This window comes from Marinobacter salinisoli (genome assembly GCF_017301335.1).
Taxonomy (GTDB): Bacteria; Pseudomonadota; Gammaproteobacteria; order Pseudomonadales; family Oleiphilaceae; genus Marinobacter; species Marinobacter salinisoli.
On record NZ_CP071247.1, the window covers coordinates 3,393,217 to 3,415,610 of the forward strand.

General features: G+C 58.4%; 21 protein-coding genes. 11 read left to right on the forward strand and 10 right to left on the reverse strand.

The window, feature by feature from the left end:
* The first annotated feature begins 189 nt into the window (after window positions 1-189).
* The 5 genes from leuS to LPB19_RS15500 all read left to right on the forward strand — a co-directional run bounded on the left by leuS (window position 190) and on the right by LPB19_RS15500 (window position 5,559).
* Window positions 190-2,775 carry a leucine--tRNA ligase gene (gene leuS, locus LPB19_RS15480; RefSeq protein ID WP_206645822.1) on the forward strand — a complete coding sequence of 862 codons (2,586 nt, stop codon included), beginning with the start codon at window positions 190-192 and terminating at the stop codon, window positions 2,773-2,775.
* Between the two features lies 1 nt (window position 2,776).
* Window positions 2,777-3,379 carry an LPS-assembly lipoprotein LptE gene (locus tag LPB19_RS15485; RefSeq protein ID WP_206643774.1) on the forward strand — a complete coding sequence of 201 codons (603 nt, stop codon included), beginning with the start codon at window positions 2,777-2,779 and terminating at the stop codon, window positions 3,377-3,379.
* Complete coding sequence (holA, locus tag LPB19_RS15490; RefSeq protein WP_206643775.1) at window positions 3,376-4,383, forward strand: DNA polymerase III subunit delta; 1,008 nt, start codon at window positions 3,376-3,378, stop codon at window positions 4,381-4,383. The genes LPB19_RS15485 and holA overlap by 4 nt, the downstream gene beginning before the upstream one ends.
* Window positions 4,384-4,483: 100 nt before the next feature.
* Entirely contained in the window at window positions 4,484-4,747 is a 264-nt protein-coding gene (locus tag LPB19_RS15495) for a hypothetical protein (RefSeq protein WP_206643776.1), read from the forward strand.
* Between the two features lie 176 nt (window positions 4,748-4,923).
* A complete protein-coding gene (locus LPB19_RS15500; RefSeq protein ID WP_206643777.1) occupies window positions 4,924-5,559 on the forward strand; it encodes an endonuclease in 636 nt (211 codons plus the stop codon).
* Between the two features lie 64 nt (window positions 5,560-5,623).
* Here LPB19_RS15500 and LPB19_RS15505 read toward each other — a convergent pair whose 3' ends face one another.
* From LPB19_RS15505 to bioB, 7 genes are all read right to left on the reverse strand, one after another.
* A complete protein-coding gene (locus LPB19_RS15505; protein ID WP_206643778.1) occupies window positions 5,624-7,414 on the reverse strand; it encodes an acyl-CoA dehydrogenase C-terminal domain-containing protein in 1,791 nt (596 codons plus the stop codon).
* Between the two features lie 205 nt (window positions 7,415-7,619).
* Complete coding sequence (locus tag LPB19_RS15510; protein ID WP_206643779.1) at window positions 7,620-9,419, reverse strand: acyl-CoA dehydrogenase C-terminal domain-containing protein; 1,800 nt, start codon at window positions 9,417-9,419, stop codon at window positions 7,620-7,622.
* A 401-nt stretch (window positions 9,420-9,820) separates the two neighbouring features.
* Entirely contained in the window at window positions 9,821-10,066 is a 246-nt protein-coding gene (locus LPB19_RS15515) for a flagellar biosynthesis protein FlgE (RefSeq protein WP_206643780.1), read from the reverse strand.
* A gap of 50 nt (window positions 10,067-10,116) precedes the next feature.
* On the reverse strand, window positions 10,117-10,809 hold the full coding sequence (gene bioD, locus LPB19_RS15520; RefSeq protein WP_206643781.1) for a dethiobiotin synthase: 693 nt from the start codon (window positions 10,807-10,809) through the stop codon (window positions 10,117-10,119).
* A gap of 37 nt (window positions 10,810-10,846) precedes the next feature.
* On the reverse strand, window positions 10,847-11,683 hold the full coding sequence (bioC, locus tag LPB19_RS15525) for a malonyl-ACP O-methyltransferase BioC (protein ID WP_228289135.1): 837 nt from the start codon (window positions 11,681-11,683) through the stop codon (window positions 10,847-10,849).
* On the reverse strand, window positions 11,680-12,855 hold the full coding sequence (gene bioF / locus LPB19_RS15530) for an 8-amino-7-oxononanoate synthase (protein ID WP_206643782.1): 1,176 nt from the start codon (window positions 12,853-12,855) through the stop codon (window positions 11,680-11,682). The genes bioC and bioF overlap by 4 nt, the downstream gene beginning before the upstream one ends.
* Before the next feature lie 69 nt (window positions 12,856-12,924).
* Window positions 12,925-13,989, reverse strand: coding sequence for a biotin synthase BioB (gene bioB, locus LPB19_RS15535; RefSeq protein WP_206643783.1), 1,065 nt, complete (start codon window positions 13,987-13,989; stop codon window positions 12,925-12,927).
* Between the two features lie 50 nt (window positions 13,990-14,039).
* Between bioB and LPB19_RS15540 the strand changes: the two genes are divergently transcribed.
* Window positions 14,040-14,768, forward strand: coding sequence for a ComF family protein (locus tag LPB19_RS15540; RefSeq protein ID WP_206643784.1), 729 nt, complete (start codon window positions 14,040-14,042; stop codon window positions 14,766-14,768).
* On the opposite strand, the gene LPB19_RS15545 is transcribed toward LPB19_RS15540, so the two are convergent.
* Window positions 14,765-15,874 carry an NAD(P)/FAD-dependent oxidoreductase gene (locus LPB19_RS15545; protein ID WP_206643785.1) on the reverse strand — a complete coding sequence of 370 codons (1,110 nt, stop codon included), beginning with the start codon at window positions 15,872-15,874 and terminating at the stop codon, window positions 14,765-14,767. The two genes, LPB19_RS15540 and LPB19_RS15545, sit on opposite strands and share 4 nt — an antisense overlap.
* A gap of 149 nt (window positions 15,875-16,023) precedes the next feature.
* Here LPB19_RS15545 and LPB19_RS15550 point away from each other — a divergent pair, with 149 nt between their 5' ends.
* The 5 genes from LPB19_RS15550 to cmoB are packed head-to-tail and all read left to right on the forward strand — an operon-like array spanning window position 16,024 to window position 19,648.
* A complete protein-coding gene (locus LPB19_RS15550) occupies window positions 16,024-16,446 on the forward strand; it encodes a hypothetical protein (protein ID WP_206643786.1) in 423 nt (140 codons plus the stop codon).
* A 12-nt stretch (window positions 16,447-16,458) separates the two neighbouring features.
* The gene (locus LPB19_RS15555) at window positions 16,459-17,475 is read left to right on the forward strand and encodes a serine/threonine protein kinase (RefSeq protein ID WP_206643787.1); all 1,017 of its coding nucleotides are present in this window, start codon (window positions 16,459-16,461) and stop codon (window positions 17,473-17,475) included.
* A 33-nt stretch (window positions 17,476-17,508) separates the two neighbouring features.
* The gene (locus LPB19_RS15560; RefSeq protein ID WP_206643788.1) at window positions 17,509-17,883 is read left to right on the forward strand and encodes a kinase; all 375 of its coding nucleotides are present in this window, start codon (window positions 17,509-17,511) and stop codon (window positions 17,881-17,883) included.
* Complete coding sequence (gene cmoA / locus LPB19_RS15565) at window positions 17,876-18,640, forward strand: carboxy-S-adenosyl-L-methionine synthase CmoA (RefSeq protein WP_206643789.1); 765 nt, start codon at window positions 17,876-17,878, stop codon at window positions 18,638-18,640. The genes LPB19_RS15560 and cmoA overlap by 8 nt, the downstream gene beginning before the upstream one ends.
* A gap of 15 nt (window positions 18,641-18,655) precedes the next feature.
* Window positions 18,656-19,648: a tRNA 5-methoxyuridine(34)/uridine 5-oxyacetic acid(34) synthase CmoB gene (cmoB, locus tag LPB19_RS15570; RefSeq protein ID WP_206643790.1), complete on the forward strand. Its 993-nt coding sequence runs from the start codon at window positions 18,656-18,658 to the stop codon at window positions 19,646-19,648.
* 49 nt (window positions 19,649-19,697) lie between these two features.
* Here the strand turns inward: cmoB and LPB19_RS15575 are convergent, their stop codons facing one another.
* Both LPB19_RS15575 and LPB19_RS15580 read right to left on the reverse strand, forming a co-directional pair.
* A complete protein-coding gene (locus tag LPB19_RS15575) occupies window positions 19,698-20,993 on the reverse strand; it encodes an adenylosuccinate synthase (protein WP_206643791.1) in 1,296 nt (431 codons plus the stop codon).
* An 80-nt stretch (window positions 20,994-21,073) separates the two neighbouring features.
* Window positions 21,074-22,255: an ATP phosphoribosyltransferase regulatory subunit gene (locus LPB19_RS15580; protein WP_206643792.1), complete on the reverse strand. Its 1,182-nt coding sequence runs from the start codon at window positions 22,253-22,255 to the stop codon at window positions 21,074-21,076.
* Window positions 22,256-22,394 lie beyond the last annotated feature (139 nt).

A 22,394-nucleotide genomic window follows, 5' to 3' on the forward strand; every position in this document is an offset into this window, starting at 1 on the left:
GACTCCTCAACACAGTCCGGAAGGAAGGCGTCGGCCTTGGGAAAACGGGCCGCCGCCGGCATTCAGCACCTCCTAATCATGGCACAGGATTCGCGGATTGGCAGACTACCTGTTGGAGCGTGGGTGCGTTAGAATGACCGGCCGCTCCGAACATCATTTTGTTATAGGGTAACTTTGGTAATGGCAGGAATGGACGAGCAATACAATCCAGGTAACGTAGAACAGAATGCCCGCAAATTCTGGGAAGAAAACAAAACCTTCGAGGTGAAAGAAGAACCGGGCAAGCCAAAATACTACTGCCTGTCCATGTTCCCCTACCCCAGCGGCAAGCTGCATATGGGGCATGTTCGCAACTACACCATCGGCGATGCCATTTCCCGTTACCAACGCATGCAGGGCAAGAACGTGATGCAACCCATGGGCTGGGATGCCTTTGGCCTGCCTGCGGAAAATGCCGCCATTGCCAACAAAACCGCACCAGCGAAGTGGACCTACGCCAACATTGAGTACATGAAGAACCAGCTCAAGCAGCTGGGCTTCGGGTATGACTGGAACCGGGAACTCGCCACCTGCAGCCCGGACTACTACCGCTGGGAGCAATGGTTCTTCGCCCGGCTGTACGAAAAAGGCCTGGTGTACAAGAAGATGTCCACCGTGAACTGGGACCCTGTCGACCAGACCGTTCTGGCAAACGAGCAGGTCGTGGATGGCCGCGGCTGGCGCTCTGGCGCGCTGGTCGAGCAGAAGAAGATTCCCCAGTGGTTCATTCGCATCACTGATTACGCCGAAGAACTGCTGAACGATCTGGATGAACTGGATGACTGGCCGGAACAGGTCAAAACCATGCAGCGCAACTGGATCGGCAAGTCCGTTGGTACCGAACTGACCTTCCCGCTCAAAGACAGTGACGACGGTCTGACGGTCTACACCACACGACCGGACACCCTGATGGGAGTCAGCTACATGGCTGTCGCCGCCGAGCACCCTCTGGCCAAGGCCGCAGCTGAGCGCCATCGCGATGTAGCCGAGTTTGTCGACGAGTGCCGCAACAGTAAAGTGGCCGAGGCCGAAATGGCCACCATGGAAAAGAAAGGGATTGATACCGGCTTCAAGGCCATTCACCCGCTGACCCAGGAAGAAATCCCGGTCTGGATTGCCAATTTCGTACTGACCGACTACGGCACAGGTGCCCTTATGGCGGTGCCCGGCCACGACGAGCGCGACCACGAATTTGCCCGTAAATACCGCCTGCGCATCAAACAGGTTATCGCCGCAAGAGATAGCCGGGAAATCGACGTGCAGGAAGCAGCCTTCACCGAGAAAGGCACCCTGGTCTCCTCCGGCAAGTACAGCGGCCTGACCAGCGAAGAGGCCTTTGACGCCATCGCCGATTACCTTGAAGACAACGGCCTCGGCAAGCGGACCGTGAATTACCGACTGCGGGACTGGGGCGTCTCTCGCCAACGGTACTGGGGCGCACCCATCCCCATGATGACACTGGCCGACGGCACCGAGCGCCCGGTACCGGACGATCAGCTGCCGGTGCGCCTGCCGGAAGAGGTCGAAATGGACGGTGTGCAGTCGCCGATCAAAGCTGACCCGGAGTGGGCCAAGACCACCTTTGAAGGTCAGCCGGCCACACTTGAAACCGATACGTTCGACACCTTCATGGAGTCGTCCTGGTATTACGCGCGTTTCTGCAGCCCGAATTATGACCAGGGCATGCTGGACCCATCCGCGGCCAATTACTGGCTTCCCGTGGATCAGTACATTGGCGGCATTGAGCACGCCATCCTGCACCTGCTGTACGCCCGATTCTTCCACAAGCTGCTGCGGGACGTGGGCCTTGTGACCAGTTCCGAGCCGTTCAAGCGTCTGCTGTGCCAGGGCATGGTGCTGGCCGAAACCTATTACCGTGAAGATGACAAGGGCGGCAAGGTGTGGATTTCACCCGCCGACGTCACCGTCGAGCGGGACGAAAAAGGCCAACCGGTTCGCGCCATTCACAAGCAAGACGGAGAACCCGTCGTTACCGGCGGCGTCACCAAGATGTCCAAGTCCAAGAACAACGGCATCGACCCGCAGGCGATCATTGACCAATACGGCGCCGATACCGTTCGCCTGTTCATGATGTTTGCCGCGCCTCCGGAGCAATCCCTGGAATGGTCCGACAGCGGTGTCGAAGGTGCGCATCGTTTCCTTAAGCGCCTGTGGCGCATGGTGGGCGAGCATACCGCAGAAGGTCCAGCGCCAACCCTGAACGCGGCCGAACTGCAAGACCACCAGAAAAACCTGCGGCGCAAGACCCATGAAACTATCGCTAAAGTAAGCGATGATCTGAGCCGACGGCTGACCTTCAACACCGCCATTGCCGCAGTAATGGAACTCCTCAACGAGGTTGGCAAACTGGGCGACAACGAACCGCAAAGCCGCGCTGTTCGCCAGGAAGCACTGAATACCGCGGTGTTGCTTCTGGCGCCGATCGCACCGCACGCATGTCACGCCTTGTGGCAAGCGCTTGGCCACGAAGAGCCGGTGGTCGACGCCCGCTGGCCGAAAGCCGACGAGAAAGCGATGGTGCGCAGCGAACTGCAGATCGTACTTCAGGTCAACGGCAAGGTCCGGGCCAAGCAAGAGGTCCCTGCGAACATCACCAAGGACGATCTGGAAGCACTCGCTCTGGACAACGAAAACGTTCAGCGCTTCACCGAAGGGAAAACCGTACGCAAGGTGATTGTGGTGCCCGGCAAACTGGTCAACGTGGTGGCGAACTGATATGGCCCCGCGCCGAGCACTGAACCCTTCTCGCCCATCCACGCTGGCAGCAATCCTATTGTTGGCCGGCGTGAGTGGCTGTGGCTTTCAGTTGCGCGGCGCGCCGCCAGTTTCCCCTGCACTGCAACCGCTTGCTGTCGCCTGCACGCAACAAATACCCGAGACGCTCTGTAGTTCGGTTCGCACTCAGCTGGAACTGGGTGAAGTGGACCTTCAGCCTGAGGCGGATGCCGCGTACGTTCTTAGCCTGAGCGAGTTCCAGGAAAACCGCCGGGCGTCGGCCATTACGGCCCAGGCTGCGGCAGCGGAATACACGGTCCGACGCTCTGTGGATGTGAACCTGATCAGCGCGGATCGCGTCCCGGTGATCGCAGACACTCGCTTAACCGCCAGCGAAAGTTACCGGTACGACGAAACCAACGTTCTTGCCAAGCGACAGGAAGAGGAAGCCCTTCGAATCCAGCTTGATGATCGGCTCGCCCAGCAGGTGATCTTTCGCCTCGCGCCCCTGACTGAAGCCCGTATCGAGGAAATCCGGCAAGCGCACGAAGCATCGAAAGAGGCTGAGACCGAAGCCGAAGCCGAGACCACACCTTCGCCATGAAGACGCAGACCGCACAACTTCCACAACTGCTGAAGAAAGGGCTCGCGCCGGTGTACCTCATTTCCGGCGATGAACCTCTGCTGGTCCAGGAGTGCTGCGACCAGATTCGCCAGGCCGCCAGGGACGCAGGCTTCCACGACCGGCTCACCTTTCACGCCGATCACCAGTTGGACTGGAGCACCGTTGCCGACGAATTCAATGCCATGTCGCTGTTCGCAGAACGCCGACGGATTGAGATTCACTTGCCCAACGGAAAACTCGGCAAGGGCAAAGACGCACTGGAACGCTATCTGGAAGCCCCCACCGACGACATAATCCTACTGCTGATCAGCACCCGGCTGGACGCTGCAGAGACGCGCCGAAAGTGGTACAAATCACTGCAAAACAAAGGCGTTCACGTGCCGGTCTGGCCAGTCGATGCCGAAAAGTTCCAAGGCTGGTTAAAGCAAAGAGCCAGCCGCCAGGGCCTGCACCTTACCCAAGGCGCCCTTTCCATGCTGGCCGAGCGACTGGAAGGCAACCTGCTGGCTGCCAGCCAAGAGATGGATCGCCTGCAACTGCTCACCAAAGGCGAAACCATTGACGAGGCAACGGTGGAGCAAGCCGTACTGGACAGCTCTCGCTTCAACGGTTTCGAACTGGCAACCGAACTGCTTGCGGGTCGTGCGCCCCATGCCGGCAAAATGATCGGCGTACTCCAGCAGGAGGGCGAAAATCCTCTCGGCATGCTGACCGTGCTCAGCCGCGATCTCAACCTTATCCTTGAACTGAAAAGCGTCGCCAGCCAGGGCGATGCGCCTTCCGCTTTTCTGAAAAAGCGCGGCGTCTTCCAGCCTCAACGGGCCCGGGTAATCGAACAGGCAGCCCGGCGCCTGAATACCCCCCAACTTCACCAGGCACTCGAAATCTGCACTCAGATCGATCGCGCCGCCAAGGGATTCGGCGACCTCTCTCCCTGGCATTACCTGCGCGATCTTTCGGTCCACCTCGCCCAGCGTAACTGATCTGGATCAAGCCAAAGCCGCTTCGGCGCATCTGGCATCTTGACACTTTTTTCCTCCTAGGCGCATGGTTAAGGAATAACCAACCAAGGAGGTGGTCATCATGTCATTTCAAGACGAACTGAAAAAACTGTCGGAAAAAATCAAACAGTATCGGGACGAAGCTCGCGTTCAGATGCACCTGGCGCGAGAGGACGTTAAGGACGAATGGGACGACCTTGAAAAGGAGTGGGATCGATTCCGTGCAAAACTGGAAGACATTCTCCATGACGCAGAAAACGCTTCCCACGAAACCCGACAAGCCGCCGAGAAACTGGGCCAAACATTGAAAGACAACTACGAAGAGATTCGCAACAAACTGAAATAAAACGTTAACAAAATAACAAAAGCACACATTTTTCAACTAGATACATTCTATTAATAAAAATCAATGTGCCATACTTCACAGCGTGGGTGAACGAAGCGTCAGGTTTTTGACCAATAGGTGAAAAACCTAACAATACAACAATAACGCTTCCCGCCACTGAGAGGTCATTGAGGCGTATGAAAAAACAAATCCAAACTCTAACTGCTCTTTCACTGCTGGTCGCCACCGGCGTTGTTATTGGCCAGAATACTCGGTTCAGCGATCCCGATACCGTGATCAAACAAGAGTTCTGGAACAACCTCTATGCCGGAGGAGGAAGCTCGTTCTTCTGCGAAAAGGAATTCAAAACCAAGGGCTTCATGCTCACCGATGGTTATGTTTACCCTCTGGCGGACATAAGATCTGCGCTGGACTGCGGTACGTCCCGTCAATGCGATCAGGACAATCGCTATCGTCAGATTGCTTCTGACCTGCACAACATGGTGCCTGTCAATAACCGGCTCGAAATGAAGCGCCATAACGTCCGCTACGAAAACCTGAACCAGAGCATTCCCACGGATGACTGCGGCATGCGAGAAAGCGCAGGATTTTTCGAACCGCCGGAGCGGGTGAAAGGCGACGTCGCTCGCACCATGGCCTACATGGTCGACACGTATGGCCTGCCATGGCTGGGAGCACCCCCGGTGTTCAAGGGCTGGAATCGTCAGGATCCGCCCGACGACACAGAGCTAACTCGTCATCGCCGGATTGCAGAAATCCAAGGCAATGAAAACCCCTTTGTAACCAGCCCGGATCGAATTGAAAGACTGTAACGATCACAGGGTAGACCAAAAAAAAAGCAGGCCTCCGGGCCTGCTTTTTTCATCTTCGACAGCCTTAGAACTCGTCAGCTGTCAGCGCCATCATGGAGTCACTGCCACTGCGAATCGCTTCGGCCAGAGAAACCGTTTTCGGCAGCAGCCGATCGAAGTAGAACCTGGCGGTTTTGACCTTGCCCGAGTAGAAGCCGGATGCATCTTCCGCCGCTTTCGGTGCAGCAGCCTTAGCAATCTTGGCCCACATGTAACCCAGTGCAGTCAGGCCGAACAGATCCAGGTAGTCAACCGAGGCCGCACCAACGACGTCCGGGTTATCCCCCGCCTGCTTGATAACAAATTCGGTGACATCAGACAGACGCTCAAACGCCGCCACTAAAGGCTCAAGGAACGGACGCATGGTTTCGTCGCTACTGTTCACTTCGATGAATGCCGCCAGATCCTGGGCAAACAGCTCGTACAGCTTGCCCTGACTGCCCACCACTTTACGCCCCATCAGATCCAGCGCCTGAATACCGTTGGTGCCCTCGTAGATCTGGGTGATCCGGCAATCACGCACCAACTGCTCCTGACCCCACTCACGGATAAAGCCATGCCCACCGAAGACTTGCTGACCAGCAATACAGGTTTCCAGGCCGCGATCGGTCAGGAACGCTTTGGCAACCGGGGTCAGCAGGGCAACCATGCCTTCGGCGTGCTTGCGACGCTCCTCATCTTCCGCGTACTTGGCGGTATCCAGCCATTGCGCCACGTAGGTGGAGAAGGCGCGACCGCCTTCGACATAGCCTTTCATCGTCAGCAGCATGCGACGCACATCGGGGTGGACCAGAATCGGGTCAGCGGCCTTGTCCGGCTGCTGAGCACCGCTCGGTGCCCGGCTCTGGATACGCTCCATGGCATACTCACGGGCGCTCTGCAGCGAGGCTTCGGCGGCACCGATACCCTGAATGCCCACGCCCAGACGCTCGTAGTTCATCATGGTAAACATAGCGGCCAGGCCTTTGTTTTCTTCACCGACCAACCAGCCTTTGGCGCCGTCAAAGTTCATCACGCAGGTTGCAGAAGCCTTGATCCCCATCTTCTTCTCGATGGAGCCACAGCTCAGCGTATTGCGCTCACCCAGCGAACCGTCTTCGTTGACCATGAACTTCGGCACCAGGAACAGGGAAATACCCTTGGGCCCTTTCGGGGCATCGGGCAGCTTCGCGAGCACCAGGTGGATGATGTTCTCGGCCATGTCGTGCTCGCCCCAAGTGATAAAAATCTTGGTGCCAGTCACACTGAACGAGCCATCGTCGTTCGGCTCAGCCTTGGTGCGGATGATGCCCAGATCAGTGCCGGCATGCGGCTCGGTCAGGTCCATCGCGCCGGACCAGACCCCTGAGTACATATTGGGCAGGTATTTTTCCTTCAGCTCCTGACTGCCATGAGCATCCAGCGCCAGGCACGCACCGGCCGTCAGCATCGGCGCCAGACCAAAGGCCATGTTGGCACCCTGCATCATTTCCTCAAACTGCGCCACCAGGGTCTTGGGCATCCCCATACCGCCAAACTCCGGATTACCGCCAAGGCCATTCCAGCCACCCTCAACGATGGTCTGATAGGCTTCCTTGAAACCTTCGGGAGCGGTCACTTCGCCGTCATTCCAGCGGCTACCCTGCTCGTCACCTTCACGGTTGAGAGGCGCGAGAACGCCACTGCAGATTTTGCCAGCCTCTTCCAGAATCGCGTCGGCGGTTTCCGGGTCAACATGTTCCGCCACCTTGGGCAGCGAAGCCCAAAGCGACGGCGCATCAAAGACTTCATTCAGAACAAAGCGCATGTCACGCAAAGGCGCCTGGTAATCGGCCATCTGTACTCTCCAGCATTTCTATCAATGTTGTCTGGCGGCTGGACAAATCTGACAACACTTCATTCCGGCTGCCAGTACCGAATGCCCACCACGCATTTTCAATAGGGGCCTATTCTACCCCAAATATATTATTGACTTCACAAAAAAGCCCGCCTCCTGAGAGTGCGGGCTTGGAACTACAGGACGCGTTTCGACACCCTCAAGCTCAGAAAGCGAACGCTTCCTCAGGCATGTCCATCACGCTGTCAGCGCCTGCCAGCATCATTTCAGCGTGCGCCTTCGAACGCGGCAGCATGCGCTTGAAGTAGAAGCGTGCTGTCTGGACCTTGGCGGTGTAGAACATCTCTTCGGAGGTTCCGTCGGCCATGGTGTCCAGAGCAACCTTCGCCATACGCGCCCAAAGGTATGCGAACACGGCGTAACCGGAGTACATCAGGTAGTCGACAGACGCCGCACCCACTTCCTCACGGTTCTTCATGGCGTTCATGCCAACCTTCATTGTCAGCTCGCCCCACTCCTTGTTTATCGCAGCCAGCGGCTCGATAAACTCTTTCAGCTGCTCATTGTCTGCATTTTCTTTGCAGAACAGGTGCACCTGCTTGGTGAAGCCCTTCAGAGACTCGCCCTGAGTCATCAGAACCTTACGGCCCAGCAGATCCAGCGCCTGGATACCGGTAGTACCTTCGTAAATCATACCGATACGTGCGTCACGAACATTCTGCTCCATGCCCCACTCGGAGATAAAGCCGTGGCCACCGAACACCTGCATACCCAGGTTAGCCGCTTCGTAACCGATTTCGGTCAGGAAGGCCTTGGCGATCGGCGTCAGGAAGCTCAGCGCTTCGTCAGCAGCCTTGCGCTCTTCCTCGGTCTTGCCACCGTGAACGATGTCTACCTGCTGTGCAGTCAGGTAAATCAGGGCGCGGGCACCCTCTGCCACGACCTTCTGGGTCAGCAACATGCGACGCACGTCCGGGTGAACGATGATCGGGTCGGCAATGCCTTCCGGGTTCTTAGGACCACTCAGAGAACGCATAGCCAGACGATCCTTGGCGTAGGCCAGTGAGCCCTGGAAGCCCAGCTCAGACGCACCCAGACCCTGGATAGCAGTACCGATACGAGCGGTGTTCATGAAGGTGAACATACAGTTCAGACCTTTGTTCTCAGGTCCGATCAGCCAGCCCTTGGCACCGTCGAAGTTCATCACGCAGGTGGCGTTGCCATGGATACCCATCTTGTGCTCAAGAGAACCACAGGAAACCGCGTTGCGCTCGCCGGCAGAGCCGTCTTCGTTCGGCAGCTGCTTGGGCACGATAAACAGGGAGATACCCTTGGTGCCTTCGGGAGCGCCCGGCAGGCGCGCCAGAACGATGTGAACGATATTTTCCGCCATATCGTGCTCACCGGCGGAGATGAAGATCTTGGTGCCGGTGATGGCGTAGGAGCCATCGGCATTCGGCTCGGCTTTGGTACGCAGGGTACCCAGATCAGAACCACAGTGCGGCTCGGTCAGACACATGGTGCCGGTCCACTCGCCGCTGATCAGCTTGGTCAGGTAAACCTGCTTCTGGTCTTCCGTACCGTGCGCCTCGATGGTGTTGGTCGCACCGTGGCTCAGGCCGGGGTACATACCCCAGGACCAGTTAGAGGTACCTACCATCTCGCTCATAACCAGACCAAGAGAGTGAGGCAGACCCTGACCACCGTAATTCGGATCCGCAGTCATTGAAGGCCATCCGCCCTCTACGTACTGCTGGTAAGCTTCTTTGAAGCCTGTCGGCGTCTTCACGCCATCTTCGCTCCAGGTGCAACCTTCCTTGTCACCCACCTGATTGAGCGGAGACAAAACCTGCTCGCAGAATTTGGCTCCTTCCCCGATGATGGCATCGATCATATCCGGAGTTGCATCCTCTGCACCCTCCAGGCCGGCATAGTGCTGCTCGCTGTTCAGCAGCTCGGTCATTACGAATTTGATGTCACGCAGGGGCGCTTTGTATTCAGGCATGTAATCAACCTCAGTTCTCGGACTCAGCTGAACGGGACGCAGCTATAAGCCTTGGGTTTACTCAGACACTGCAGCGAAGGGCGCCACAGCGTTAATTAAACACTTGTTTGAAACATACGTTTCGCAGCACAGAATTGTCAATAGCCGAGCAGGAATTTTGTGTTGCTCTATGTCACACACCAGGCCGCTATCCGGCATGGCGGAACGCCAGATTCCGGGCATCAGAAGAGACCGTCTTATTGGTATAAGGAGAAAAGGGAGTCCGTCGCCGGTAGCACTACGGGCGGCGTAGCAAAGTCGTTGTCGGGCGACACGGCCGGGATATCGATTGACACCGGGGAACAGGAGAAGGCGAAAAACGGGGCTATCCGAGCAACGGCACTCAGATCATTCGGGCGGAATCAGGCCATGATGTCGAGCAAAGTGCCCAGCGTTTCATCTGCTGTCTTGACGACTTGCGCCGAGGCCTCAACGCTTCGCTTGTAAAGCTTGAGGTCAATCAATGGCTCGGCCAGAGTGCTGCTCGCTGCCGAGCTGCCTTGCGGACCATCAATGCCGGCTCTGGCGATTTTTCGGGCAGCCCCCTCCATACCGGCCACGCTGCTCTGGACACCTTGAAGGCCCGCAGACAAAGCATTGTTGATCATAACCACCTCACCGGCGACTAATTATTGACTCAAGTAGGCCATATTCAAGGTCAATTTTCAAACAACGAACCGATATTAAGATGCGCCGACAAGGCAACCGGGTCCGCTTCCGGACTCCACGGAAGGCTACCCAGGCAGGGTGCCCCCAAATGAGCGAGCAAATAGTCAAAGGTCTGCTGCTCACAACTCATCGCTTCCTGCTCAGCCCGATTAGCCACCCAGCCTGCCAGCCGGAGTCCGTCGGCACGAATCGCTTCCGCGGTCAGTACTGCGTGGTTGATACAGCCCAGTTTCAGGCTGACGACCATTATGACAGGTATGTCCAGCTCTCTGGGCACTGCGGCGTAGGTCTCGCGCTCATTCAGGGGTACCCGCCAGCCCCCGGCGCCCTCAACCAGCATCAGATCTGCAGGACGCATCTGCATGCCCCGGCAGAAGCCCGCCAGACGAGCGGCGGAAATCGACACGCCAGCTTGCTGAGCCGCCACATGGGGCGCAATCGCCGGCTCCAGTGCCACCGGATTGATGATGTCGTAGCCAAGCGACTCGGTAATCGCGCCCTGAAGAATGAGCGCGTCCTCGTTACGCAGCCCGTCTTGGGTGCTGTCACATCCGGAAGCAATCGGTTTCATGGCCACCGTACGCTTTCCCAGGTGTCGAGCGGCCTCGAGAATGGCCGCAGACGCCATGGTCTTGCCAACACCGGTATCGGTACCAGTTACAAAATAGGTATTACGTGCCATCGAGCAGAACATCCTTTCTCAGAGCGTGGGTAGTTTTTTATGGCCGCCAGTAAATCCAGGCCGCCTCATAGCTGGCTGATACGGTGCCGTTTGCATGCGTTGGATAAGCCTGGCACATGGCGCGGACACGCCCGGGTCCGGTCAGCGTCTTGCGCCGGGCATCACTTTTGAAGCCCGCGCCAAGCTGCTTCAACTCGCCGGTCAACGCAAGCGGTGACCGGTAGGGCAAGGTAATCGTCCGACGAGTGATCTGAGCACCGGGCAATTCCCTGTCAACCAGATCCGCCAACCGCTCTCCCGACTCGAACCGATTGATGTGAGGGCGCCCGGGATCAGCCTGAGCCCAGGCGGTTTTCAGCTCTCGCAGGGTGCCGTCAAGCAGGGTGGATATCATCAATTGCCCGCCAGGCTTCAGCAGTCGCCGGCACTGCCGCAGCACCGGCCGAGGGTCCGAACACCACTGAATCATCAGGTTGCTGAAGACGATATCAAAGCTCTGATCCGGGAACGGCAGGCGTTCTGCATCGGCTACCAGCCAGGATAGTTGTGCCCCGCCCTGCTGACGCGCCTGCTCAACCATGCCCGCCGAGAGATCCACACCAGTCACGTCTTTGACACAGGGCACTTGCGACAACACACGGCTAAACCAACCGGTACCACAGCCGAGATCCAGCACACTGGCCGGACTATGACGTTCATCGGCCAGTTTTTTGACCATGGCATCGCCCATCATCCGCTGGAGCCGGGAGGCGCCCTCATAGGTGGCGCTGGCCGCCCCGAATGCGCGGGCAATATCGGCCTTATTGGCAATCGGAGCCGTCGCCACAGACTCCATGTCAGCCGACGGCTGCACGGCACGCAAAGCAACGTTCACAAACTGTCCTCCGTCGCATAAAGCAGGTTTTGGCATTCCGACAAGCCTGCCAACAATCGCTCAAGATCTTCCTTTGAGTGCCCCGCGCTGAACGTCACTCGCAAGCGAGCCTCGCCCTCCGGCACGGTAGGCGGTCGAATGGCGGTAACCAGCAGGCCCCGCTCCTCGAGCGCTTTGCTGAGTGCCAGCGCTTTCCAGTTCTCGCCCACAATTATGGGCTGGATGGGGGTATGCGATGGCATCAACGGATACCCCAGGGCTGCGGCTCGCACACGGAATTCAGCCACCAACTCACGGAGGTGACTGCGCCGCGCCTCACCCTGCTCAACTAGATCAAGACTGGCACAGGTTGCCGCTGCAATGGCCGGCGGCATGGACGTGGTGTAAATGTAGGTTCGTGCCTTCTGAACCAGGTATTCCATCAGCATGGCGGGGCCCGCAGCAAACGCACCACTGGTGCCGACGGCCTTGCCCAGCGTTCCGATCAATATGGGCACGTCCTGCTCAGACAAGCCCAGCTCAGCCACACTGCCCTGCCCGTGCCGGCCAAGTACGCCAAGACCATGGGCATCGTCTACCACCAGTACGGCATCGTGTTCCCGACACAGCCGCGCCAGTTCGCGCAACGGGGCCACGTCGCCGTCCATGCTGAATACGCCGTCTGTCACCACCACCTTGTGTCCGGCGGTTTCCGCCAGCATGCGCTCCAGGGCCTCAACGTCACCATGCCCATAGCGGCGCACCCGAGCGCGGCTCAGTATGCACCCATCAATAATGGACGCATGATTCAGACGGTCGGAAAAAATGGTATCGCCGCGGCCAGCCAGTGCAGAAATAACACCCATGTTCGCCATATAGCCGGTGGAGAAAAGCAGTGCGGCACTGCGGCCGGTGAATTCGGCCAATCGCAACTCCAGATCATGATGGGCGTCATGATGGCCGCAGATCAGGTGAGACGCGGCACCACCGAGGCCTGTGGTGGGCAGCGCACTCTGCAAGGCCTCTATATTGGTCGGATGACTGGCCAGACCGAGGTAATCGTTGCTGCAGAACGACAACACGGTTTTGCCATCGGCCCTGAGCACCGGTTGCTGCGGGCCAGAGATCCGCCTCCGGACACGATGGAGGCCGGCCTTTTTTCGCTCAGCCAGCTCGGCTTCGAAGTCTCGCAACGGGACACCTCGCAACTAGAAGTAGCACCGAGTCTCAAAGACTCCCCCGGTGCTTGAGTGGAAAGTGCTTCAGGTCGCCGCCGTCTCCCGCGTGGCGTCGTAAAACAGGTGCCGGGTCGCCTCGTGTTCCACCGCATCGGAAATTGCCTCGACCTCCTGTTCTTCGGTGGCGCACTGCTCCCGCTGCTCCGGTCGGATACCCAGGCGCTGGAACAGGCGCATATCCGCGTCGGCTTCCGGGTTTGCGGTGGTGAGCAGTTTTTCGCCGTAGAAAATGGAGTTGGCCCCAGCCATGAAACACAGCGCCTGCATCTGGTCGTTCATATTTTCCCGGCCCGCAGACAGGCGCACGTGGGAGGCCGGCATCATAATGCGGGCAACGGCAATGATCCGGACGAATTCAAACGGATCCAGATCGTCCACATCTTCCATGGGGGTACCCTTCACCTTCACCAGCATGTTCACCGGGACACTCTCGGGATGCTGTGGCAGGTTCGCCAGTTGAACCAGCAAACCCACGCGATCATCCTCATCTTCACCCATGCCCATGATGCCGCCACAGCAGACTTTCATGCCCGCCTTGCGAACGTTGTCCAGTGTATCCAGGCGATCCTGATAGGTGCGGGTGGTAATAATGTGGCTGTAGTACTTCTCGGAGGTATCCAGGTTATGGTTGTAGTAATCCAGCCCCGCATCGGCGAGTTCCTGCGCCTGCTCTTCCTTGAGCATGCCCAGCGTCATACAGGTTTCCAGGCCCAGCGATTTCACCTGCTTCACCATATCCAGAACGTAAGGCATGTCTTTTTTTGACGGGCTGCGCCAGGCTGCGCCCATACAGAAACGCGATGCGCCGCGCTCTTTCGCCACACGGGCTTCCGAGATCACTTTTTCGATTTCCAGCAAGCGCTCTTTTTCCAGCCCGGTGTTGTAATGGCCACTTTGCGGGCAGTACTTGCAGTCCTCTGGGCAGGCGCCGGTCTTGATGGACAGCAGCGTGCTTACCTGCACCTCGTTGGGATCAAAGTGTTCACGGTGTACACTCTGGGCGCGGAAGAGCAGATCATTAAATGGCAATTCAAATAACGCTCGCGCTTCTTGAAGTGTCCAGTCGTGACGGGGTGCAGTGGCAGTCATAGAGGAGTCCTGTTAACCTTTTCCGGCCTTTGGGTTTACGGAAGAACCAGATGATAAAGAGCACAGGCATCCTGTCAACCTTATTAGAACTAAAGGTTAACCTGTCTCGCGCCGCCGGTGTCTGTGTTGCCTGCCTGGGTAGCTCGGCAACAGACGGCCTTTGCGATCCCTGTCGATCAGACTTGCCCACCAACCATCAGGCCTGCCCGATCTGCGCACTGCCCATGCCCCGGCCTGACCTGGTATGCGGCGACTGCCTGGCGAATCCACCGCCCTATGCACGGGCCATCATCCCCTGGCGTTACCAGTTTCCGGCCGACGCCATGATCCGTTGCTACAAAGATCGGGGACAACGGCAGTTTCTCCGCCCTCTGGTAACCGCCCTCGGCGCGCAACTGGCTGACTTGCTGCATCAGGACCAGTTAACCAAGCCGGACATCTTGGTACCGGCGCCCATGCATCGCAGGCGCCGGATGAAGCGCGGATTCAACCAGGCCCAGGTCATCGCCGAAGAGCTCGGTTTGCGGCTGAATATTCCAGTGGCGAGCACACTGGTCAGACGCCAGAGCCATGTCGACAGCCAACGAGGACTGGACAAGGGCCAAAGGCTGAAAAACCTGCAAAAGGTCTTCGAAGTAACAGCGGATATTCCGGAACGGATCGCTATCGTTGACGATGTCGTCACCACCGGCGCCACGGTGCGGACCCTGTCTGCCTTGCTCGAGGCGCACGGGGCCCGGGAAATACAAGTCTGGGCGCTGGCGAGAACGCCTCTTTAGCAAAGGCGGGCACTCACCTCATCGGCAATCGCAAGGCAGGAGGTCAAACCCGGGGATTCAATACCAAACAGATTCACCAGCCCTTCCAGGCCATGGGACTCCGGACCGTCAATCCGGAAATCCGCACTGGCCTGATCCGGACCGTGCAGTTTCGGGCGAATACCGGCATAGGCTGGCGACAAACGAGCCGGATCCAGCCCCGGCCACCAGCGCCTTATCCCCTCTGCGAACTGACTAACACGCTGAGGATCAACGGTATAATCAAGCTCGTCAATCCACTCCACGTCCGGCCCAAACCGGGCCTGCCCCGCCAGATCCAGGGTCAGATGCACGCCCAGACCACCCGACTCGGGCACCGGGTAGACAAGCGCCTGCGTCGGAGGCTTGCCGCCATAGCTGAAGTAGACGCCCCGGGCAAACCATTGACGCGGCCGGCCCGACTCAGGCAGCGCGCGCCAGCGACGTGCCAGGTCAACGGCGCCGAGCCCGGCGGCGTTGACTACATTCCGGGCCAGCAATTCACAGGGCATCTGTCCGCCGACAATCAGGCGGTGCCCCTGTGGTGATGATTCGGCCTCCAGAACCGGCGCACCGAAAGCAATTCGACTGCCGGCATCCTCAATCTCACCCACCAGCGAGAGCATCAGCCCATGACTATCCACGATGCCGGTCTGTGGCGACCACAACGCCGCCTCGACCGAAAGCTCTGGAAGCGCTCGGGCAAGCTCCCGGCCCTCGGCACTATATAGTGTTACCCCGTTATCCAACGCGCGAGGCGCGATCGCCCCCAGGGACTCAACCTGGCACGCCGAACTGGCAACAATCCACTTGCCACACTGGCGATGGGCAATTCGATGGTCACGGCAATAGTCGTACAGTTGATCGCGGCCACGCACGCAAAGACGCGCCTTGAGGCTCCCCGCCGGGTAATAAATTCCCGCATGGATAACTTCACTGCTGCGCGATGATGTGCCTTCGCCAAAACGGGAGCCGCCTTCCAGCACCACAACGTCATGTCCGGCCAGCGCAAGTCGGCGGGCCACCGCCAGGCCAACCACGCCAGCGCCAATCACAACCGTTTGAGTCTCAAGACGTTCTTTCGGCAAACCCTACTCTCCCGACATTATTCAGCCCTTCACAAGAATACCCGATTCGCGGTCAGGTCCGCAGAAATGCCGGCGGCCCTTACGCGACGCATCAGAGCAGTTATACTCAGTCTCGGGAAGGCAGCAAACGTGCATGGAGCTCCGAGGGTATGTCTGACAAGAAACAATTCTTTCTGGTGATGGTTGTGGCCGCCGTTTTTGTCAGCTGGCTGGGCTGGCGCGGCTTTGAAGTCATTACGCTGAACGGATTGCTGAAGTCTGATCCGGTGGTTTCCGGATACCCCTACCAACACAGAGTGCTTCGTGTTGAGGGCGATATCGCCATCATGAGTTCCCTGCGCTCCCACAATGTCTCAACCCATCAGGCACTGGGCGCGGTTTACCCGAGCATGAAAAACCTGGCCGAAGGCGACAAATCCTGGCAACGGGCCGAGCGGGAGCTGGCGCAAATTCAGGCCCGGGCGGGCGATATCATTCTGGGTGCCGAAGGTATCCGGAGAATCCGCTGGGAACTGGATGAAAACTGGTATCATATCCAGTCCATGAAATCGGATTACGATACGGAGTTTTAAGTCGCTACATTTATGACCCATGACGCCCCAGCAGCCGCATCAACTCATCCCTACGATTCACTGACGCCAGACACCATCCTGGACGCCATGGAATCCGCCGGGTTCCACATCAATGGCCGCCTGTTCGCACTCAACAGTTACGAGAACCGGGTGTACCAGATTGGTCTGGACGAAGCCTCTCCGGTGATCGCCAAATTCTACCGACCGGGCCGATGGACCGAGTTACAAATCCGGGAAGAGCATGACTTTTCACGGGAGCTGTCGGAAGCTGACATTCCCATTGTCGCCCCCCTGTCCATGCCTTCTGGCGACACGTTGGCCCGCCATGGCGAATTCCTCTTTGCTGTATTCCCGCAGCGCGGTGGACAGGCCCCTGATGTCAGCGTGCCAGATACGCTGTACCGCCTGGGACAATGGCTCGGGCAGCTGCACAACATTGGCGCCCGGCAATCGTTCCAGCATCGCCCGGCCCTGGCCCTGCTTGACGGGCTGGTAGCCAACAATCAGCTGCTGATTGATGGCAACTGGGTGCCCGCCGACCTTCGTCCCGCCTGGGACAGCCTGCTCCGGGATCTGATCGAGCTGTGTGCCGCCCGGATCGATGATGCCGGCCCGCTGGTAAATCTACGCCTGCACGGCGACTGCCACGCGGGCAACATCCTGTGCCGGGATGAGCAGATGCTGTTCGTAGATCTGGACGATTGCCGAACCGGTCCTGCCATTCAGGACATGTGGCTGCTGCTCAACGGTGAAGACGCCGAGCGCGGGGCGCAACTGGGCGAGTTACTGGAAGGCTACGAAATGTTCCGTGATTTCAACCGCAGGGAGCGCCACCTGATCGAACCGTTGCGCTGCTACCGCCAGATTGCTCACTGCGCCTGGCTGGCCAGACGCTGGGACGACCCGGCATTTCCGCGCTTCTTCCCATGGTTTGGTCAACCCCGCTTCTGGTCCGATCAGATTCTGTCGCTCAGGGAACAGTTGGCCGCTCTTCAGTCGCCGTCGCTGTCACTTCCCGGCCAATTCTAATGCACCCACATCATGTCAGCTTTTGAGGTAACCATGCCTGAGCAAGAGGCCCAATATTCCGTTCGCAGCCTGATTCTGACCGCCGTGGTTTCCATCATCGGGACGGTTCTGGTGCTGGAGGCCACCGGCCGGATCGACCACTCCGATAACAAGGATCACGTGCCCGTCGGTAGCTTTGAGGCCATTCACGTCAATCCGGACAAGGCTTTCCGGATGTCCCACAAAGCATCCGAGCTTCACGCCGCGTGCGAAAACGGGTACCTCGCCATTGCAGCGGACGTGGACCCATCGTTCCGGGGCATCCTCGTGGATTACAAAAACCGTGGTGTTCGCTGTTACCGCCAATCACCTACAGCCCCGTCGGTGCCGCAGTCGCCCGCTGCCACGGAGCCCGCAGACGATGAGTGAATCCAAACCGCCCGGGCAGGCACCCGAGCAGACCACCGATCGGCTCTTCGCCACACAACGGCGCCCCGACGATTTCCGGTTTGACGCCTCCGTCGCACGGGTTTTCCCGGACATGATCCGTCGCTCAGTGCCCGGCTATACCACCATCATTCCCATGATCGAGGTGATTACCGAACAATACGTTCAGGCCGGCTCCAACTGCTACGATCTGGGCTGTTCACTGGGTGCCTCTACCCTGGCCATGCGCCACGGCATTCCGTACCAGGATTGCAGGTTATTTGGCGTGGACAACTCCAGTGCCATGATTGAACGCTGCGAGCACTACATTGCTCTGGATGATAACCCGTTGCCGGTGACGCTCCGCTGTGAAGATCTCCTGCAAACCGAGCTCAGCAATGCCTCCGTCACCACACTGAACTTCACACTGCAATTCGTCGCACCGGAAGCGCGCGCCCAGCTGCTGGCGAGGATAGCCGAGGCCACGCGCCCCGGCGGTGTGCTTATTCTGTCTGAAAAGATCCACTTCGAGTCGGAACAGGAACAGAACATACAAACCCGCCTGCACCATGAATTTAAACGGGCGAACGGGTACTCCGACCTGGAAATCAGTCAGAAGCGCACCGCCATTGAGCGCGTGCTGATTCCGGAATCTCTGGCCGCCCACAAAGAGCGCCTGCTGGCAGCCGGGTTCAACGATGTCGTGGTCTGGTATCAGTGTTTCAATTTCGTTTCCATGCTGGCCATTAAAAGCGATTAAGTGACATCCCCACTCATGACACACTTCAATTGGCAAACCTGCTACCAAACCCTGTTTTCCGATCTGGAAAACACCGGACAAGCCCGCTGGGCCGAGCGCCTGCGCACGCAGTTAAAACTGCGCTTTGAGGAACGCCCCCACGGGGACATGGCCCGCTGGCTGAACGCCGTGCACAGCCTGCCAGAAGTGCCTGACATCTCCTCCGACCTCACCCGATCCGCCGTTACCCTGAGCACTGGCGCACCGTTATCTGCCGATCAACAGGAGCAGCTCGAGTCATCACTGCGGGGACTGATGCCGTGGCGCAAAGGCCCGTTCGATTTTTTCGGCACCTACATTGATACCGAATGGCGATCGGACTGGAAGTGGGATCGGGTGGCTCCCTACCTTTCGGACCTTCGGGGACGTCGAATCCTGGATGTGGGCTGCGGCTCTGGCTACCACTGCTGGCGCATGCTCGGGGAAGGCGCAGGGCGGGTGATCGGCATTGACCCGGGACTGCTGTTCCTTTTTCAGTTTCTCAGTGTTAAACGCTATCTGGGAGACGTGCCGGTGGATCTTGTGCCAATTCGCATGGAAGACCTCCCGGACAATCTTCAGGCTTTCGATACCACATTTTCCATGGGCGTGTTGTACCACCGACGCTCACCGCTGGACCACCTGCTGGAGCTGAAAGGCACCCTGCGCAAAGGTGGTGAACTGGTGCTGGAGACACTGGTCGTGGATGGTCCGCAGGGCTACAGCCTGATGCCGGAGGACCGCTACGGCCAGATGCGCAACGTCTGGTTCCTGCCGAGCTGTGACACCCTGCTGCGCTGGCTGGATCGAACCGGATTTGAAAATGCACGGGTGGTGGATGTCACCGAAACCACCACCGAAGAACAACGCAGTACCGACTGGATGCGATTCAATTCCCTTCAAGACTTCCTGGATCCGGAAGACCCATCAAAGACCATCGAAGGCTACCCAGGGCCCAGGCGGGCCACCATCATCGCCGAAAAGCCCTAGTCCAAAACAAAAGAACCGCCCCGAAGGGCGGTTCTGGGAACGCTTCGGCTTACTCGCCGAAAGGATGGCGCAAGGTGATGGTTTCCACCCGGTCCGGGCCAGTGGAAATGATATCAATCGGCGCCTCGATCTGTTCCTCGAGGAAGCGGATGTAAGCCTTGGCATTCTCGGGTAACTGATCGATGCTGGTCAGGCCCACGGTGCTCTCACTCCAGCCCGGCAATTCGGCGTATACCGGTTCGATATCCTCATACGCCTCGCAACCGATGGGCGGACGGTTGATATCGCCATTCGGCGTCTTGTAACCAATACAGACCTTGACGGTTTCCAGCCCATCCAGCACATCCAGCTTGGTCAGGCAGATGCCCGAGACGCTGTTGATCTGGATGGCATGGCGCAGGGCGACGGCATCAAACCATCCGCAACGCCGAGCGCGGCCGGTGGTGGTGCCAACTTCATTGCCCTTGATGGCGAGGTGATTACCCATGTCATCAAACAGCTCGGTCGGGAAAGGACCACTGCCAACCCGGGTGGTGTAGGCCTTGGTGATACCCAGCACATAGTCCAGGAACAGCGGACCGAAACCGGAGCCGGTCGCGGTGCCGCCAGCGGTGGTGTTGGACGAGGTTACGTACGGATAGGTACCCAGATCGATATCCAGCAACGAGCCCTGCGCACCCTCGAAGAGAATATGGTCGCCGCGCTTGCGGAAATCGTGCAGCATGTCGGTCACATCCGCAGCCATCGGCAGGATTTCCTCGCCCATTTGCCTGAGCTCATCCAGCGCCGCATCGATGTCTTCCGGCTCTTCCTTGAAATACTCCGTCAGAACGAAGTTGTGATACGTCATGATTTCCCGCAACTTCGCTTCGAAATTCGCAGGGTTGGCCAGATCGCCCAGGCGAATACCACGACGGGAAACCTTATCCTCGTAAGCCGGTCCGATACCGCGACCAGTAGTACCGATTTTGTCGTTGCCTCGGGCTCGCTCGCGAGCCTGATCGATGCGGACATGGGTGCGCAGGATGATCGGACACGCTTCGCTGATACGAAGCCGGTCCCGCACGGCCACGTCGTTGGCCTCCAATTCCCGGACTTCCTTCAGGAGCGCTTCCGGTGAAAGCACCACACCGTTGCCAATCAGGCAAAATACGTGCTCACGCAGAATTCCGGAAGGAATCAGGTGCAGGGCGGTTTTCTTGCCATCAATGACCAGTGTGTGGCCCGCATTATGGCCACCCTGGAAGCGTACCACTGCCGCCACCTTGTCGGTCAGCAGATCAACAATCTTGCCCTTGCCTTCATCACCCCACTGGGTGCCCAGCACAACAACGTTTTTACCCATGATTTTCTCTCAGTGCCGCTGCCCCGGGGGCAGGCGTTTCATTCAAATTCCTGTAAAAGACAGCCAGAAGCCCGCAAGCCTCAGCCCAGGCTCTCAACAACCCATGTGCCGTCACGCTTCACAAGCTGACGGTCACAGCCTCTGTTCCTTGGATCGACCCCTGCATCTTCAGGAAGGGCTCGCACCACGGTATGGGCCGATCTTTGTTCCACAACGGCGCGTTCCAGTGCCGGATCGGCATCAGCGGGTGCCCAGATGGCACCGGGAATCTCACAGGGACGCTGCCCCAACGACACCAGTGCCCGGATATCGAGACTGAAACCGGTGGCCGGGCGGGCGCGCCCGAAGTCGCTGCCGATGGCGTCATAGCGGCCGCCTTTGGCCACGGAGTCGCCATGGCCCGGAACGTAGGCCGCAAACACCAGTCCGGTATGGTAGTTGTAGCCGCGAAGCTCACAAAAATCGAACCCGACACTCACCTCTGGATAGCTTTCGGCCAACATATCGGACACGCGACTCAGCTTGTTCAACGCCGCGTCCAGATCATCAGAAAAACCCTTCAGGATTTCCGACGCTTGCGCCAGGGCTTCACGGCCACCACTGACTCGGGCCAGATCCCGCAATCTGGCTCCGGGCGAGCCAGATTCACATTCGCCCAACAGGCCATCCAGTTCGGGCACGGATTTCCGTGCCATCGCATCAAAAATTGCCGCCTCGGTTGCAGCATCAAAATCCGCCGCGCCCATGAGACTCTGATAGATCGACACGTGCGCAAGATCCAGATGGATGCCCGGCAAACCGGCAACGCGCAGCGCCTCCAGCATTAACCGGATAACCTCCGTATCCGCCTCTTCAGACTGGCTCCCGAACAGTTCACACCCAGCCTGAATGGGCGTCCTGCCAGCCAGCATGTGCCTTGGACGCGTATGCAGTACGTGGCCCGCGTAGCAGAGACGGGTGATGCCTTCCTGGGCAAGGGTATGGGCGTCGATGCGAGCGGCCTGCGGCGTCATATCGGCCCGAACCCCCATCATCCGACCAGTCAGCTGATCGGTCAGCTTGAAGGTCTGCAGTTGCAGGTCATTGCCGGTGCCGGTGAAAAGAGACTCCAGATATTCGACCAGGGGCGGAATCACCAGCTGGTATCCCCAGCGTTGGCAGGTATCCATTACATCCCGGCGCAGGGATTCGATCTGTCCGGCCAGTGGCGGCAGAATGTCCTCTACCCCGTCCGGCAGCAACCAGCGATCAGATACTGTCATGAGATAACGTTGTCCGTCAGGCCCGCTCCGGCACAAAGCACGGGGGGTTACACAGGATTTAAGGCGAACTCGGGGTAGCAAAACCCCGAAACAAAACCGGTCGGATTTTACACGGTTGAACGACACAAAAAAACCGGAA